Genomic DNA, 15486 nt, shown 5'->3' with positions numbered 1-15486 from the left:
GCCCAGCCCCGTGCGCGACTCAACGCAGCACAGCTAAGCCGCGACGCTCTACTAGTCCATTCGGGTGAAACTGGGCTGCCGTTCGGCTCTCGCGCGCCCGCACGAGGCCCCCTAGCGTGCGGGCGTGGCTACTCACGACAAAGGCTCGGCGAGTTCGAGCGCTTTCTCCGACGACTCGTTCTACTCGAGCAGCGGAGGGGGAGTGCACCACTTCGACGACGGCACCACCAGAGCCGGGTCGGACGTCCTGTCGCCGTACGACTCCACCACGAAGTCGTTCGACACGACGGCCTACACGCCGCTGGAGACGTCCACAGAGGACTCGCGGGACGCGGACCCGTTCGACGACGACCGCAGGAAGTTCGGCTGGACCGCCGGCCCGGACATCGGCCTGCTCGGGCTGCGCGCGGTGCTCGGCGGCATCTTCGTGCTGCACGGCCTGCAGAAGGTCTTCGGGCTCTTCGGCGGCCCCGGCATCAACGGCTTCGCGCAGTCGCTCGAGAAGATGGGCTACCGCGAGTCGGTCGTCCTCGCGTGGGTCACCGGCATCACCGAACTCGCCGGCGGCGGTCTGCTCGTGCTGGGCCTCTTCACGCCGCTCGCGGCGGCGGGCCTGCTCGCCGTGATGGCCAACGTCATCGCGCTGCAGTACAGGGGCGGCTTCTTCGGCCCCAACGGCGTGGAGCTGGAGCTCGCGCTCGCCGGTATGGCGTTCGCGGCGCTGTTCGCCGGGCCCGGCCGGGCCGCCCTGGACTACAACCGCAGCTGGTTCCGCCACCCGCTGGCGGCCGGGTTCATCGCACTGCTGATCGGTGCCGGTGGCGCGGCGGTCACCTACTTCGTGTTCCGGTAAGAATCCCGCATGCGGAAGAACCTGACGGGAGCGGTGCTCCAGCTCGCCCTGCTGGTGATCGGGATCCCGGTCGTCTACCTGGTGGCGTTCCCGTTCGGGCTCACCGCGAAGTCCCTGCTGCCGCCGCTCGGCCTGCTCGCGGGCCTGATCGTCGCCGGCGTCATGGTCAAGAAGACGGAGCAGCCCGTCAGCGGACCGCTGACGGGCTGGCTCGTGTTCGGCGCCGCCATGGCGCTCGCTTTCGCTCTTTAACGGCTCGGGTCGCGCACCGCGCCCGTGGACGCGTCCGTCGCCATCCGCGCGTACGCCCGCAACGCCGCCGTCACCGGACGAATCCGGTCCACCGGCTGCCACGGCCGCTCCGACGCCTCCATCTTGGCGCGACGCTCGGCCAGCACGTCGGCGTCGACCAGCAGCTCCAGCCGCCGCTCGTGCACGTCGATCAGGATCCGGTCGCCGTTCTCGACGAGGCCGATCGTGCCGCCGCCCGCCGCCTCCGGCGAGATGTGGCCGATCGACAGGCCCGACGAACCGCCGGAGAACCGGCCGTCCGTGATCAGCGCGCACTTCTTGCCGAGGCCGGAGCCTTTGAGGAACGCCGTCGGGTGCAGCATCTCCTGCATGCCGGGGCCACCGGACGGGCCCTCGTAGCGCACGACCAGCACCTCGCCCGCCTGGATCTCCTTGTTCAGGATCGCCGAGACGGCCTGCTCCTGGGACTCGACGACGCGCGCCGGGCCCTCGAAGTGCCACAGCTCCTCGTCGATGCCCGCGGCCTTGATGATCGCGCCGCGCTCGGCCAGGTTGCCGCGCAGCACGGCCAGGCCGCCGTCCTTGGTGTAGGCGTGCTCGATGTCGCGGATGCAGCCGCCGGCCGCGTCGGTGTCCAAAGAGGACCAGCGGTTCGACGTCGAGAACGCCTCGGTCGTCCGCACACCGCCGGGAGCGGCGTGGAACAGCTCGATCGCCTCCGGCGACGGGTTCTCCGCGCGGATGTCCCACTTGCCGAGCCACTCCGCCATCGTCGGCGTGTGCACCGACGTGACGTCGTCGTGCAGCAGGCCACCGCGGTAGAGCTCGCCCAGCAGGGCGGGGATTCCGCCGGCCCGGTGGACGTCCTCCATGTGGTAGTCGGAGTTCGGCGACACCTTGGACAGGCACGGCACGCGGCGGGACAGGTCGTCGATGTCCTGCAGCGTGAAGTCGATCTCGCCCTCCTGCGCGGCGGCGAGGATGTGCAGCACGGTGTTCGTCGAGCCGCCCATGGCCATGTCGAGCGCCATCGCGTTCTCGAACGCCTTGCGGTTCGCGATCGACCGCGGCAGCACCGACTCGTCGTCCTCGCCGTACCAGCGCCTGCACAGCTCCACGACCACACGGCCTGCCTCGGAGAACAGCTCGCGGCGCGCGGCGTGCGTGGCCAGCGTCGAGCCGTTGCCCGGCAGCGAGAGCCCGAGGGCCTCGGTGAGGCAGTTCATGGAGTTCGCGGTGAACATGCCGGAACAGGACCCGCACGTCGGGCACGCGGAGCGCTCGACCTCGGAGAGCCCGTCCTCGCTCACGGCGGGGGAGGCCGAGGCGGAGATCGCGGTGATCAGGTCGGTCGGCGCGACGGCGACACCCTCGACGACGACGGCCTTGCCGGCCTCCATCGGGCCGCCGGACACGAACACGACGGGGATGTTGAGCCGCATCGCCGCGTTCAGCATGCCGGGCGTGATCTTGTCGCAGTTCGAGATGCACACGATCGCGTCGGCCTGGTGCGCGTTGACCATGTACTCGACGGAGTCGGCGATGATCTCGCGGCTGGGCAGCGAGTAGAGCATTCCGCTGTGGCCCATGGCGATGCCGTCGTCGACCGCGATGGTGTGGAACTCGCGTGCGACACCGCCCGCCTCGCGCACCGCCTCGGCCACGATGTCCCCGAGATCGCGCAGGTGCACGTGGCCGGGCACGAACTGCGTGTAGGAGTTGGCGATCGCGATGATGGGCTTGCCGAAGTCGCTGTCGGTCATGCCGGTCGCGCGCCAGAGGGCGCGGGCACCCGCTGCGTTGCGGCCGTGAGTGGTGGTGCGAGAGCGGAGCTGAGGCACTGCTCCTCCAGATTCAGTTCAAGAAAAAAGCGCGCGGGACGCGGGGGTGCGGCGTCCACCAGTCTGGGAGCGGTGACTCAAAGGTTACTTGTGCGCAGACTCGCTCGGACCAGCAGACAGGCCAGTGCGAGCGTGATCACGTGCACGACGGTGCACCACAGGCAGATCTTGCCGATGATCAGGAACTCGGCCGCCACCAGGTAGACGACCATCAGGACGCCGACGCCGACGGCCGCGAGACGCACCCACTTCAGGGCGTCGATCCGCCACGCGAACGGGAGGCAGATCACGGTCAGGAACGCGAAGAAGGCCAGTCCGAGGAACGCGACGGGGATGCCCAGCAACTCCGACTGCTCGCTCGTGGTCACCGTCTCGCAGTCGATGACGGCGTCCGCCGAGCACAGCAGCGCACTCGCGTTGAAGTGCGTGTACGTCAGATAAGCCGAGGTCAGCAGGCCTGCGATGGACAGCAGCAGGCTCAGCAGCGGAACTCGTTCGATCACTTCTCCGACTCTACGACCTCTTCCGCGGCGTCCTTCGCGGGCTCCTCCGCGACAGGTTCTTCCTCGACCGTCGGGTCGGGCACGCGGCCGCCGCTGACCAACGACAACGCCGGCAGGTGCATGAACCGCACCGCGGGCAGCGTCACCTCGGAGTCGTCGTCCTTCACGGCCTTGAGCCAGCCCTTGTGGGCCAGCCGGATCGACTTCACCTCGGACCACTTGAGCGTGGTCGTGCCGAACACGCCGCGGGCGACGAGCTCGTCCTCGGTGACGGTCGTGCGGTTGCGGATCACCCAGTACGCGTAGCCGAGCGGGAGGACGTAGAGCGCTTGCAGTCCCGGAGCGAGCCACGCCACAGGGGTGACGCAGATGGCGATCAAACCCGCTGCGAGCAGGGCTGTTGCCGGGATGCGAAAGACCAGCTTCTTCACTCGAAGGATTGTTCCACGTCCACGATCCGGGAATTCCATCCCGCAGAGTTGACGCACTCTTGCGCGAGGCGATAACGTCCGCTTCATGCAGCGCACGCTCGTTCTCGTACTTCTCAGGCGCGTCGACGCCTGAGCCGAACAGCCTGCGTCGACGCGCGACCCTCGCACGACCCAACTTCGGGTTGTCGAGGGTTTTTTCGTGTCCGGACCCCGATACCCACGAGGCAAACCAATGACCAGCGCACCATCGCGACAGGCTTCCGAGCCCTCGTCGCCACGTCCAGGTCCGCGGCCCAAACCGGCTCCGCCCACTGGCGCGCCGATCCGAGTGACCGGGGCGCAGTCCCTCGTCCGCTCGCTTGAGGCGGTCGGGTGTGAAGTGGTGTTCGGCATTCCGGGCGGGACGATCCTTCCCGCGTACGACCCGCTGCTGGACTCCACGAAGGTCCGGCACATCCTCGTCCGCCACGAGCAGGGCGCGGGACACGCGGCGACCGGTTACGCGCAGGCCACCGGCAAGGTCGGGGTCTGCATGGCGACCTCGGGACCGGGTGCGACCAACCTCGTCACCCCGATCGCGGACGCGAACATGGACTCCGTGCCCATCGTCGCGATCACCGGCCAGCAGTCGCGGCCGCTGATCGGCACGGACGCCTTCCAGGAGGCGGACATCTGCGGCATCACGATGCCGATCACCAAGCACAACGTGCTCGTGACCGACCCGGCGGACATCCCGCGGGCGATCGCGGAGGCGTTCCACATCGCGTCGACCGGCCGACCCGGCCCGGTCCTCGTCGACATCCCCAAGGACGTGCTGCAGGAGCAGACCAGCTTCTCGTGGCCGCCCGAGATGCGCCTGCCCGGTTACCGGCCGACGACCCGGCCGCACGGCAAACAGGTGCGCGAGGCCGCCAAGCTGATCGTGGCCGCGAGCAAGCCCGTCCTGTACGTCGGTGGCGGCGTCATCAAGGCCGACGCGCACGCCGAACTGCTGCGCCTGGCGGAGGACACCGGCATCCCGGTCGTCACCACGCTGATGGCGCGCGGCGCGTTCCCCGACTCGCACGAGCAGCACATGGGCATGCCCGGCATGCACGGCACCGTCGCCGCTGTCGCGGCGATGCAGAAGTCGGACCTGCTGATCGCCCTGGGTGCACGGTTCGACGACCGCGTGACCGGTCAGCTGAACTCGTTCGCGCCGGACGCGCAGATCATCCACGCGGACATCGACCCGGCCGAGATCTCCAAGAACCGCCGCGCGGACGTCCCGATCGTGGGCGACTGCAAGGAGATCATCACCGAGCTGATCGACGCCGTGCGCTCCGAGCGCGAGACGGCCAAGGCCGTCGACCTCGCGCCGTGGTGGGAGACGCTGAACTCGATCCGCGAGACGTTCCCGCTGGGCTACGACTGGCCCGAGGACGGCACGCTGTCCCCGCAGTACGTCATTGAACGGATCGGCGTGCTGTCGCCGGCCGACACGATCTACACGGCGGGCGTCGGCCAGCACCAGATGTGGGCAGCGCAGTTCGTCAAGTACGAGCACCCGCGCACGTGGATCAACTCCGGCGGCCTCGGCACGATGGGCTTCGCCGTTCCCGCCGCGATGGGCATCAAGGCCGGTGAGCCCGGCCGCACGGTGTGGGCCATCGACGGCGACGGCTGCTTCCAGATGACCAACCAGGAGCTCGCCACCTGCGCCATCGAGGGCCTGCCGGTGAAGATCGCCGTGATCAACAACGGCAACCTGGGCATGGTCCGCCAGTGGCAGACGCTGTTCTACGGCGAGCGGTACTCCAACACGGATCTGGGGACGCACAAGCACCGCATCCCAGACTTCAAGCTCCTGGCGGAAGCCCTCGGATGCGCGGGCCTGCGGGCCGAGTCGCGCGAGGAGGTGGACGAGGTGATCGGAAAGGCGTTGGAGATCAACGACCGCCCGGTCGTCGTCGACTTCGTCGTCGGCAAGGACGCCCAGGTGTGGCCCATGGTCGCCGCGGGCACCGGCAACTCCGAGATCATGGCCGCCCGCGGCATCCGCCCCCTGTTCGATGAGGACCTGTGATGACCAGGCACACGCTGAGCGTTTTGGTCGAGGACAAGCCCGGTGTGCTCGCACGCGTCGCCGGCCTGTTCTCCCGCCGCGGCTTCAACATCGAGTCGCTCGCGGTCGGCCGCACCGAGTACCCCGACATCTCGCGCATGACCATCGTGGTGTCGGTCGACGAGCTGCCGCTGGAGCAGGTGACCAAGCAGCTCAACAAGCTCATCAACGTCATCAAGATCGTGGAGCTGGAGCCGAGTGCTTCCGTTCAGCGGCAACTGGTGCTGATCAAGGTTCGTGCGGACGCGACGGTGCGGTCGCAGGTCCTCGAAACCGTCCAGCTCTTCCGCGCGAAGGTCGTCGACGTGTCACCGGAAGCGGTCACGATCGAGGCCACCGGCACGTCTGAAAAACTCGACGCGTTGCTGCGCATGCTGGAGCCCTACGGGCTTCGCGAAATCGTCCAGTCCGGCATGGTCGCCATCGGCCGTGGCGCTCGTTCCATCACCGCCACCGCGGTCCGCTAGAAACGACAGGCTTCCCGACGACCTCGCCGCCGTCTGCGGAGCAGCGGCAATCAAACACAGAAGGAAATACAGTGAGCGTTGAGATCTTCTACGACGACGATGCCGACCTGAGCATCATCCAGGGCCGCAAGGTGGCCGTGATCGGCTACGGCAGCCAGGGCCACGCCCACGCGCTGTCCCTGCGCGACTCGGGCGTCGAGGTCCGCATCGGCCTGCAGGAGGGCTCCAAGTCCCGCGCCAAGGCCGAGGAAGAGGGCCTGGAGGTCGGCACGCCGGCTGAGGTCTCCGCGTGGGCCGACGTGATCATGATCCTGGCGCCGGACACCGCGCAGCGCCACATCTACGCGAACGAGATCGCCGCGAACCTCAACGAGGGTGACGCGATCTTCTTCGGCCACGGCTTCAACATCCGCTACGGCCTCATCACGGTCCCGTCCGGCGTGGACGTCGCCATGGTCGCGCCGAAGGGCCCGGGCCACCTCGTGCGCCGCCAGTTCGTCGACGGCAAGGGCGTCCCGGCGCTCATCGCGGTCGAGCAGGACGCATCGGGCAACGCGCAGGCCCTCGCCCTGTCGTACGCGAAGGGCATCGGCGGCACGCGCGCCGGCGTCATCAAGACGACGTTCAAGGAAGAGACCGAGACCGACCTCTTCGGCGAGCAGGCCGTCCTGTGCGGTGGCGCCTCGGCTCTCGTCCAGGCGGGCTTCGAGGTCCTCACCGAGGCGGGCTACGCCCCCGAGGTCGCGTACTTCGAGTGCCTGCACGAGCTCAAGCTGATCGTCGACCTCATGTACGAGGGCGGCATCGCCCGCATGCGCTACTCGATCTCCGACACCGCCGAGTTCGGTGACCTGACCCGCGGCCCGCGCGTCATCACCCCCGCGGTCAAGGAGGAGATGAAGAAGATCCTGGGCGAGATCCAGGACGGCACCTTCGCGAACGAGTGGGTGGCCGAGGACGACAACGGCCGCGCGAACTACAAGAAGCTGCAGCAGGAGGGTGAGAACCACCCGATCGAGGCAACCGGCAAGAAGCTCCGCGACATGATGTCGTGGGTGGACCGGCCGATCACCGAGACCGCCTGAGGCTTTTCCCAAGGGAGGCCCGTGGAGCGTGTGTGACGCTCCGCGGGCCTTTCCGCTTTTCGTTCGCGTCCATCCGCTAGCGTCTTTCGCATGACCGAGAGCGCGCCGATCTACGACGACAAGGCCCACGTGCGCGGCAAGCTGGACCTCCGCAACGCGCAGTGGAAGCGCCCGCCGGAGCCGGAACCGGAAGACGGCCACGTCGAGATCGCCTTCATCGAGCACACCGACGGCGCCACGTACGTCGCCATGCGCAACTCCAAGCAGCTCGAACCCGTCCTGACCTTCACGATGGCCGAGTGGGACGCGTTCGTGCTGGGTGCGAAGGACGGCGAGTTCGACGAGCCGTGGTGAGGCCTAAGGCTGGGCCGACCAGATCCCGTGGCCGCGGTCCTCGATGACGGGGAACTCCTGCTCCGCCGCCTCGATCCAGGCGTCGATCCGGTCGTGGGAGGTCCTGACGGCCTCGATCAGAGCTTCGACGGCGGCGAGCTTCTCCGCTCCGACGTGAGCCCGCAGTTCCTCCACGCAGACCTCGCGGTACGACATGCGCAGCTGCCATGCGAACCTGATCAGATACCGGCATTCTTCCTGCTCGCGGTCATCAGCCAGCCGGTCCACGACCACGTCCCGCGCACGCGAGAGCTGCTCGTCGTCGCGGAAGCCACCGTGCAGGTCCGTCAGACACCCCCATCGGGGCAAGCTAACAAGAGTGCTACCCCGGAGCCCGGCCATTTCCCAGCACGTGGGCGGCACGAAGCCAGATGAACCGGTGTACAGGCGGGATTCGTCCCATACCGCAGGACGCAACCAGTGACCTGAGCCACCCGCTCGAAAGCTTCGCGAGTCCCCCTGTCTATGCTCGTTAACAGTCCGGACACATTGCGGTGCTCCGGTCGGCGCGGGCCAGCCGCCCCCGACCACGCCCGCGCCCCACGATCCGACCCTTCCTGGGAGCGATGTCCGTGAGCAACACGAGCCGACCTGTTGTCCTCATCGCCGAGAAGCTCGCGCCGTCCGTCCTGGACGCTCTCGGCGACGGCGTCGAAGTGCGCCACGTAGACGGCACCGACCGAGAAGCCCTCCTCAGCGCGGTCGCCGACGCGGACGCCCTGCTCGTCCGCTCCGCCACCCAGGTGAACGCCGAGGTCTTCGCGGCCACGCGCAAGCTGAAGGTCGTGGCCCGCGCGGGTGTCGGCCTGGACAACGTCGAGGTGCCGGCCGCCACGCAGAACGGCGTGATGGTCGTCAACGCGCCGACGTCCAACATCGTCAGTGCCGCCGAGCACGCCGTCGCGCTGCTGCTCTCCGTCGCGCGCCAGATCCCGGCCGCGCACGAGACGCTGCAGAACCACGAGTGGAAGCGCTCCAAGTTCAACGGCGTCGAGCTCAACGGCAAGACGGTCGGCGTGGTCGGCCTCGGCAAGATCGGCCAGCTGTTCGCGCAGCGCATCGCCGCGTTCGGTGTCGAGCTCATCGCCTACGACCCGTACGTGTCCGCGGCCCGCGCCGCCCAGCTCGGAATCGAGCTCGTCAGCCTCGAAGAGCTGCTCGAGCGCGCCGACGCGATCTCCATCCACCTGCCCAAGACGCCGGAGACCAAGGGTCTCATCGGCGCGGAGCAGCTGGCGAAGGCCAAGCGCGGCGTCATCATCGTCAACGCGGCCCGCGGTGGCCTCATCGACGAGGAGGCCCTCGCGGAGGCCGTGAAGGAAGGCCAGGTCGGCGGCGCCGGCATCGACGTCTTCTCCACCGAGCCCACGACCGAGAGCCCGCTGTTCAACGTGCCGGGCATCGTCGTCACCCCGCACCTCGGCGCGTCCACGGCCGAGGCGCAGGACCGGGCGGGCACCGACGTCGCGAAGAGCACCATCCTCGCGCTCGCCGGCGAGTTCGTGCCGGACGCCGTCAACGTCCAGGGCGGTGCGGTCGGCGAGGAGGTCCGCCCGTACCTGCCGCTGGTCCAGAAGCTGGGCACCGTCCTCAGTGCACTGTCGCCCAAGGCCCCGACCAGCGTCACCGTCGAGGTCCGCGGCGAACTGTCCAATGAGGACGTCGACATCCTGCCGCTCGCCGCGCTGCGCGGGGTGTTCTCCAAGGTCGTCGAGTCGCAGGTGACGTTCGTGAACGCGCCGAGCCTCGCGGCCGACCTGGGTGTGAGCGTCGAGCTCGTCAAGGAGACCGAGAGCCCGAACCACCGCAGCCTCGTCACGGTGAAGTCCGTGCACGCGGACGGCAGCACCTTCAGCGTCTCCGGCACGGTCAGCGGCATCGCGCAGGTCGAGAAGCTGGTGAACATCAACGGCCGCAACTTCGACCTGAGGGCCGAAGGCACCGTACTGCTGCTGGAGTACCCGGATCGTCCGGGCGTCATGGGCACGGTCGGCACGCTGCTCGGCGAGGCCGGCGTGAACATCGAGGCCGCGCAGATCAGCCAGACCGGCAGCGACGCCGTCATGGTGCTGCGCGTCGACCGCCCGGTCGACACCCAGGTGCTCGACCCGATCGGTGCCGCCGTCGGCGCGCGCACCGTTCGCTCTGTCGACTTCGGATAGTCACGACAAACCGGGAAGGGGACGGCAAAGTCCCCTTCCCGTGTCCATCTTCGTTCACAACGAAGTCGTAACAGGCAACTATCCGTAGACCACATTCATACTTTCGGGGCAGTCGCAGAGACACGATCAGCGATTAGCGTCCCCACGAGGTTGACCCGGTGCCGTAGAGGGCACGGCACTGTTACTTCGGGTCGAAGGCACACACCTCGGTTGGGGCAACGTTGTGAAGAGACGATCGAGTCTGGTGGTGTTCTCTGCCATCACCACACTGCTGATCGCACCTGCCACGGCACAGGCGCAGAGCGAACCGCTCGCGCAGCCGGTGAAGGGTGCGCACGGGTTGGACGCGAAAGCGTTGCACCTCAAGGTTTCCCCCAGGCTGAACGCCGCGGGCTCGGTCACCGCGTTCGTCGCGCTGGACCGCAAGCCGGCCGTCGACGCGTTCGACGAGAAGAAGAGCCAGGGCAAGGAGGTCGCGAAGCAGGCCGCGAAGCAGGCCAAGAGCGACGTGTCCGCCACCGCGGACCAGGTCGTCGGCCAGCTCAAGAGCGCTGACACGCAGACCAAGGAGCTCTACCGCACCTCCAACGGCGTCCCCGGCGTCGTCGTGAAGGCCGACGCGCAGAAGGTCCGCGAACTCGCGCAGCGCGCGGACGTCCTCGCGGTCTACCCGGTCGTGCCGAAGAAGCGCCAGAACTCGAACGCCGTCCAGCTCACCAGGACGCTCAACGTCTGGCAGCAGTACGGCAAGCTCGGCGACGACATCCGCGTCGGCATCATCGACACCGGCGTGGACTACACGCACGCGAACTTCGGCGGTCCCGGCACGGTCGAGGCGTTCAAGGCCGTCGACCCGCGCGCGAAGGACCCGAACTTCCCGACCGCGAAGGTCGTCGGCGGTTACGACTTCGTCGGTGAGGACTACGACGGGGAGAGCGCCGACCCGGCGATCAACACGCCGAAGCCGGACCCGAACCCCATCGACTGCAACGGTCACGGCTCGCACGTCGCGGGCACCACGGCCGGCTTCGGCGAGAACGCCGACGGCAGCACGTTCAAGGGTGACTACACGAAGCTCGACGCGGCGAAGCTCAACGAGATGAAGATCGGCCCCGGCACCGCGCCGAAGGCCCAGATCTTCGCGCTCAAGGTCTTCGGCTGCGAGGGCTCGACCAACGTCACCTCGCAGGCGCTCGACTGGTCGCTCGACCCCGACGGCGACGGCGACTTCTCCGACCACCTCGACGTGGTCAACCTGTCGCTCGGCTCCGACTACGGCGCCCCGGACGACCCCGACAGCCTCTTCGTGAAGAAGCTGTACAAGGCCGGCGTCATGCCGGTGTTCTCCGCGGGCAACGGCGGCGACCTCTACGACATCGGCGGCTCGCCGGGCAACACGCCCGAGGCGCTGACCGTCGCCTCCACGCGCGACTCGTTCGTGCTGCGGGATGGCGCCGAGGCGAACGGCCAGGCGAAGCCCGGCCAGTACAGCCAGAACTTCACCGGCTACCTGGGCTACGACAAGACCCTGCCGGTCGTGAAGCTGACCCAGGCCGGCAACCTCGACGGCTGCCAGCCGATCACCGAGGCCCTCGCGGGCAAGTTCGTGTGGCTCGAGTGGGACGACAACGACGCGACGCGCCGTTGTGGTTCCGGTGGCCGCACCAACAACGCGCAGGCCGCCGGTGCCGCGGGTGTGGTGCTTTCGTCCACCTTGAACAACTTCAACGCGGGCATCGCGGGCAACGCGACCATCCCGGTCTTCCAGTTCACGGGTGACACCACCAACCAGGTGCGCCCACTGTTGGACGCGGGCACGCTGACCGTTCGCCTGGCAGGCGTCCTGCGCACCACGGTGGCGACGTACGACCAGTCCATTTCGGACACTCCGAGCGCGTTCACCAGCCGTGGCACCCGCGGTCAGTCCATCAAGCCGGACGTCGCGGCCCCCGGTGACACGATCTCGTCGGCCGCCGTCGGTTCCGGTGACGACCGCATGGTCATCTCCGGCACGTCGATGGCGTCGCCGCACGTCGCGGGTATCGCCGCCCTGGTCCGCCAGGCGCACCCGGACTGGACGCTCGAGGAGGTCAAGGCCTCGATCATGAACACCGCCGGTGCGGACGTGAAGGAGAACGGCAAGACCTTCGCCCCCAACCGGGTCGGCACCGGCCGCGTGGACGGCAAGTCCGCGATCGACAACCAGGTCCTCGCCTACGTCGAGGAGGACAACGGTTACGTCAGCGCGAACTTCGGCGTCGTCGAGGTCTCCAAGCCGGTCTCGAAGTCCAAGACCATCAAGCTGGTCAACAAGTCCACGAAGCCCGTGGAGTACCAGGTCGGCTACACCGCGGCCACGACGATCCCCGGCGTGAGCTACGTGCTCTCGCAGGACAAGGTGAAGCTGAGCCCGCGCGGCATCGCGAAGGTCAGGGTCACCCTGAAGATCGACGACCCGAAGGCGCTGCGCAAGACGGTCGACCCGACGGTCGAGCCCAACCAGCTCGACGTGCCGCGCCAGTTCCTCGCGGACGCCTCCGGTCGCGTGACCTTCACGCCGACCTCCGGTGCCACGGTGCCGCTGCGCCTGTCGGTCTACTCGGCGCCGAAGCCGGTCGCGGACATCAAGACCGCGTCCAGCCTCAAGTTCCGCGGCAACGACAAGCAGGCCGTGCTGAACGTGTCCGGCAAGGGCATCGACCAGGGCACCGGTTCGCAGGCCTACCGCTCGCTGATCAGCGTCCTCGAGCTGCAGGCCCAGTCGCCGAAGCTGCGCGACTGCAAGCGCAACGTCACCGAGAACTGCGCGCTCAACGACACCGCCAAGGGCGGCGACCTCCGCTACGTCGGCGCTGCCTCCACGGCCCCGCTGGCCAAGGCGCAGGGCAAGCCCGAGGAGGCGCTGCTCGCGTTCGGTGTCGCGACCTGGGGCAACTGGTACAACCTGGGCAAGAACACCATTCCGTTCGTCGACATCGACACCAACGGTGACGGCACGGCGGACTTCGAGGTGTTCGCGACCCGCCTGACCGACACCGACCTGCTGGTCGCGTCCACCGTGGACCTGAAGACGGGCGAGACCGTCGACATCCAGGGCGTGAACGGCCTGTTCGGCGACGTCGACGCGAACGTCCAGGACACCAACGTCGTCGTCCTGCCGGTGCTGCTGAGCGCGCTGGGCATCGACGCGTCGAAGGACACGGCCCGCATCTCGTACGTCGTGGGCACCGGCGGCTACTACCCGGCGCCGGGCAACGCGAACAAGCTGATCGACGTGATCGACCGCAACCTGTCCTACGACCCGCTCAAGCCGGGCCTGTGGGTGCAGGGTGGCGGCGACGCGGCGCTCTCGTACCTCGCGAAGCCGGGCACCGCGCTCGTCGTCAACAAGGACGAGGCCTCGCTGAAGGCCGACAAGTCCGACGGCCTGCTGGTGCTCAACCACCACAACGCCAACGGTGACCGCGCGTCGGTCGTCCTGGTGAAGTCGGGTGGACGCGGCGCCTACTAGCGCCAGATCGGATGTTTCACGGGAGGCCCGGTTCCGTTGGGAACCGGGCCTCCCGGCACGTCACGGCCTGGAACTGCCTGCCGTCACCCCTTGACGCGACCCCGTTCCTGCGGTCGAGTGACACTCGAAAGTGGGATATGGGCCGTGTGGGTGTCCCGCAGTACGGGAGATAACACCCCGATGGGGTGTCCGGCATGCGGCGAGCACCCGCGATGCCGGTAGCCTTTCGCGAAGGAAAGTAGTCCCACCAATTGGGGACTGACACCTGGGAGGTGTGTGGATGCGGCTCGCAGTGATCCCAGGAGACGGGATCGGGCCCGAGGTCATCGCTGAGGCCCTGAAGGTCCTCGGTGAGGTCGTTCCGGCGGCCGAGATCACTCGCTACGACCTCGGCGCGGCGCGCTGGCACGCCACGGGAGAGTTGTTGCCCGAGTCGGTGCTGGGAGAGCTTCGCCAGCACGACGCGATCCTGCTCGGCGCGGTGGGCGACCCGTCGGTGCCGAGCGGAATTCTGGAGCGGGGCCTGCTTCTGAGGCTGCGCTTCGAACTCGACCACCACGTGAACCTCCGCCCGGCTCGTCTCTACCCCGGTGTCCGCAGCCCGCTCGCGGACCCGCCGGAGATCGACATGGTGGTGGTGCGCGAGGGCACCGAGGGCCCGTACGCGGGCAACGGCGGCCTGCTCCGCAAGGACACGCCGCACGAGATCGCCACCGAGGTCTCGCTGAACACCTCGTTCGGCGTCGAGCGCGTGGTCAGGGACGCCTTCGCGCGTGCCTCGAACCGGCAGCGCCGGCACCTGACCTTGGTGCACAAGACGAACGTCCTCACGCACGCCGGCTCGTTGTGGTCGCGCGTCGTGGAGGAGGTCTCGCTGCAGCACCCGGACGTCACCGTGGCCTACCAGCACGTGGACGCGGCGACCATTCACATGGTCACCGACCCGGGCCGTTACGACGTGATCGTCACCGACAACCTGTTCGGCGACATCCTGACCGACCTCGCCGCCGCCGTCACGGGTGGCATCGGCCTGGCCGCGTCGGGGAACATGGACGTGACCCGTCGCAACCCGTCGATGTTCGAGCCGGTGCACGGTTCGGCGCCGGACATCGCGGGCCAGGGCATCGCCGACCCGACGGCCGCCGTGCTGTCGGTCGCGTTGCTGCTCGATCACCTCGGCGAGCACGAGTCGGCGCGCCGGATCGAGGCCTCCGTGGCGTTCGATCTGGCCACGCGTGATCACCAGTCGCCGGGTCAGACCTACGCGATCGGTGACAGGCTCGCGGCTCTCGTGTCGTCGAACGTGCGCACGGGCTGAGTTCTGCCAGACGTTTTGAAGCCCCGGCCGGAATCCTCCGGCCGGGGCTTCGGCGTTCCGCGCGCTGCTCAGAGCTGGCCGTTGGCCTCACGCCACGCGCGTTCCTTCTGGATCCACTCGTTGTCCTGCGGGAACTCGTCGATGGACGGCACCCGGCGGATCTCGGTCTTGAACCCGGCACCCGTCATCGGCATGCGCTTGGCCCACTCGACCGCCTCCTCCTTCGAGGAGACGTTGAGCAGGTAGAAGCCGTTGAACAGCTCCTTGGTCTCGCCGTACGGGCCGTCCGTGACGACCGGGGGTTCGGCGGAGTAGTCGACGACGACGCCCTCGGACGCCTCGGAGAGGCCTTCCGCGGCCAGCAGGACACCGGCGCGGATCAGCTCCTCGTTGAACGCGCCGACCGTCTCCAGCATCTTGTCGAAGTCGAACTCGCCCATGTTCGCGTAGGCCTCGTCGGTGGCGCGCATGATCAGCATGTACTTCACGGTGTGGCTCCTCGCTCGGTGTCTTCCTCGCTGACGTCCACAGGTCGAACGGGCCCCGCACTGGATCGACATCACACC

At 68.2% G+C, this 15486-nt stretch carries 14 protein-coding genes; 9 read left to right on the top strand and 5 right to left on the bottom strand.

Annotated features, from left to right (window positions below; all coding sequences use genetic code 11):
• Positions 1-124: 124 nt before the first annotated feature.
• Positions 125-853, top strand: coding sequence for a DoxX family protein (locus tag SK571_RS03535; RefSeq protein ID WP_319982530.1), 729 nt, complete (start codon positions 125-127; stop codon positions 851-853).
• A 9-nt stretch (positions 854-862) separates the two neighbouring features.
• The gene (locus SK571_RS03530) at positions 863-1105 is read left to right on the top strand and encodes a hypothetical protein (protein WP_319982529.1); all 243 of its coding nucleotides are present in this window, start codon (positions 863-865) and stop codon (positions 1103-1105) included.
• Here SK571_RS03530 and ilvD read toward each other — a convergent pair.
• The 3 genes from ilvD to SK571_RS03515 form a co-directional block, all read right to left on the bottom strand.
• Positions 1102-2946 (bottom strand): dihydroxy-acid dehydratase, encoded by a 1845-nt coding sequence (gene ilvD, locus SK571_RS03525; protein ID WP_319982528.1) that lies wholly within the window; start codon positions 2944-2946, stop codon positions 1102-1104. The two genes, SK571_RS03530 and ilvD, sit on opposite strands and share 4 nt — an antisense overlap.
• A gap of 77 nt (positions 2947-3023) precedes the next feature.
• The gene (locus SK571_RS03520; protein ID WP_319982527.1) at positions 3024-3449 is read right to left on the bottom strand and encodes a vitamin K epoxide reductase family protein; all 426 of its coding nucleotides are present in this window, start codon (positions 3447-3449) and stop codon (positions 3024-3026) included.
• A complete protein-coding gene (locus SK571_RS03515) occupies positions 3446-3880 on the bottom strand; it encodes a PH domain-containing protein (protein ID WP_319982526.1) in 435 nt (144 codons plus the stop codon). Before SK571_RS03515 ends, SK571_RS03520 begins: the two co-directional genes overlap by 4 nt.
• A 232-nt stretch (positions 3881-4112) precedes the next feature.
• Between SK571_RS03515 and SK571_RS03510 the strand changes: the two genes are divergently transcribed.
• From SK571_RS03510 to SK571_RS03495, 4 genes are all read left to right on the top strand, one after another.
• Positions 4113-5945, top strand: coding sequence for an acetolactate synthase large subunit (locus SK571_RS03510; RefSeq protein ID WP_319982525.1), 1833 nt, complete (start codon positions 4113-4115; stop codon positions 5943-5945).
• Positions 5945-6451, top strand: coding sequence for an acetolactate synthase small subunit (ilvN, locus tag SK571_RS03505; RefSeq protein ID WP_030479767.1), 507 nt, complete (start codon positions 5945-5947; stop codon positions 6449-6451). Before SK571_RS03510 ends, ilvN begins: the two co-directional genes overlap by 1 nt.
• A gap of 71 nt (positions 6452-6522) precedes the next feature.
• Positions 6523-7536: a ketol-acid reductoisomerase gene (ilvC, locus tag SK571_RS03500; RefSeq protein WP_319982524.1), complete on the top strand. Its 1014-nt coding sequence runs from the start codon at positions 6523-6525 to the stop codon at positions 7534-7536.
• A 90-nt stretch (positions 7537-7626) separates the two neighbouring features.
• Positions 7627-7890, top strand: a complete 264-nt coding sequence (locus tag SK571_RS03495; protein WP_090051086.1) for a DUF397 domain-containing protein — start codon at positions 7627-7629, stop codon at positions 7888-7890.
• A gap of 3 nt (positions 7891-7893) precedes the next feature.
• Here the strand turns inward: SK571_RS03495 and SK571_RS03490 are convergent, their stop codons facing one another.
• Entirely contained in the window at positions 7894-8238 is a 345-nt protein-coding gene (locus SK571_RS03490; protein WP_319982523.1) for a hypothetical protein, read from the bottom strand.
• A gap of 263 nt (positions 8239-8501) precedes the next feature.
• Between SK571_RS03490 and serA the strand changes: the two genes are divergently transcribed.
• The 3 genes from serA to SK571_RS03475 all read left to right on the top strand — a co-directional run bounded on the left by serA (position 8502) and on the right by SK571_RS03475 (position 14920).
• The gene (gene serA, locus SK571_RS03485; protein WP_319982522.1) at positions 8502-10091 is read left to right on the top strand and encodes a phosphoglycerate dehydrogenase; all 1590 of its coding nucleotides are present in this window, start codon (positions 8502-8504) and stop codon (positions 10089-10091) included.
• Positions 10092-10332: 241 nt separating this feature from the next.
• A complete protein-coding gene (locus tag SK571_RS03480; RefSeq protein ID WP_406601934.1) occupies positions 10333-13602 on the top strand; it encodes a S8 family serine peptidase in 3270 nt (1089 codons plus the stop codon).
• Positions 13603-13882: 280 nt separating this feature from the next.
• Positions 13883-14920 carry a 3-isopropylmalate dehydrogenase gene (locus tag SK571_RS03475; protein WP_266042245.1) on the top strand — a complete coding sequence of 346 codons (1038 nt, stop codon included), beginning with the start codon at positions 13883-13885 and terminating at the stop codon, positions 14918-14920.
• A 68-nt stretch (positions 14921-14988) separates the two neighbouring features.
• Here the strand turns inward: SK571_RS03475 and SK571_RS03470 are convergent, their stop codons facing one another.
• A complete protein-coding gene (locus tag SK571_RS03470) occupies positions 14989-15408 on the bottom strand; it encodes a YciI family protein (protein WP_319982520.1) in 420 nt (139 codons plus the stop codon).
• Positions 15409-15486 lie beyond the last annotated feature (78 nt).

The sequence above is a fragment of the Lentzea kristufekii genome (assembly GCF_033949925.1).
Classification (GTDB): Bacteria; Actinomycetota; Actinomycetes; order Mycobacteriales; family Pseudonocardiaceae; genus Lentzea; species Lentzea kristufekii.
The sequence above is the reverse complement of the archived record's forward strand: the minus strand, read 5'-3'. Positions and strand labels throughout refer to the sequence as shown.

Coding starts and splice junctions, on each gene's coding strand:
- SK571_RS03510 (WP_319982525.1), top strand. CDS start 4,113: ATGACCAGCGCACCATCGCGACAGGCTTCCGAGCCCTCGTCGCCACGT.
- ilvN (WP_030479767.1), top strand. CDS start 5,945: ATGACCAGGCACACGCTGAGCGTTTTGGTCGAGGACAAGCCCGGTGTG.
- SK571_RS03530 (WP_319982529.1), top strand. CDS start 863: ATGCGGAAGAACCTGACGGGAGCGGTGCTCCAGCTCGCCCTGCTGGTG.
- SK571_RS03475 (WP_266042245.1), top strand. CDS start 13,883: ATGCGGCTCGCAGTGATCCCAGGAGACGGGATCGGGCCCGAGGTCATC.
- SK571_RS03495 (WP_090051086.1), top strand. CDS start 7,627: ATGACCGAGAGCGCGCCGATCTACGACGACAAGGCCCACGTGCGCGGC.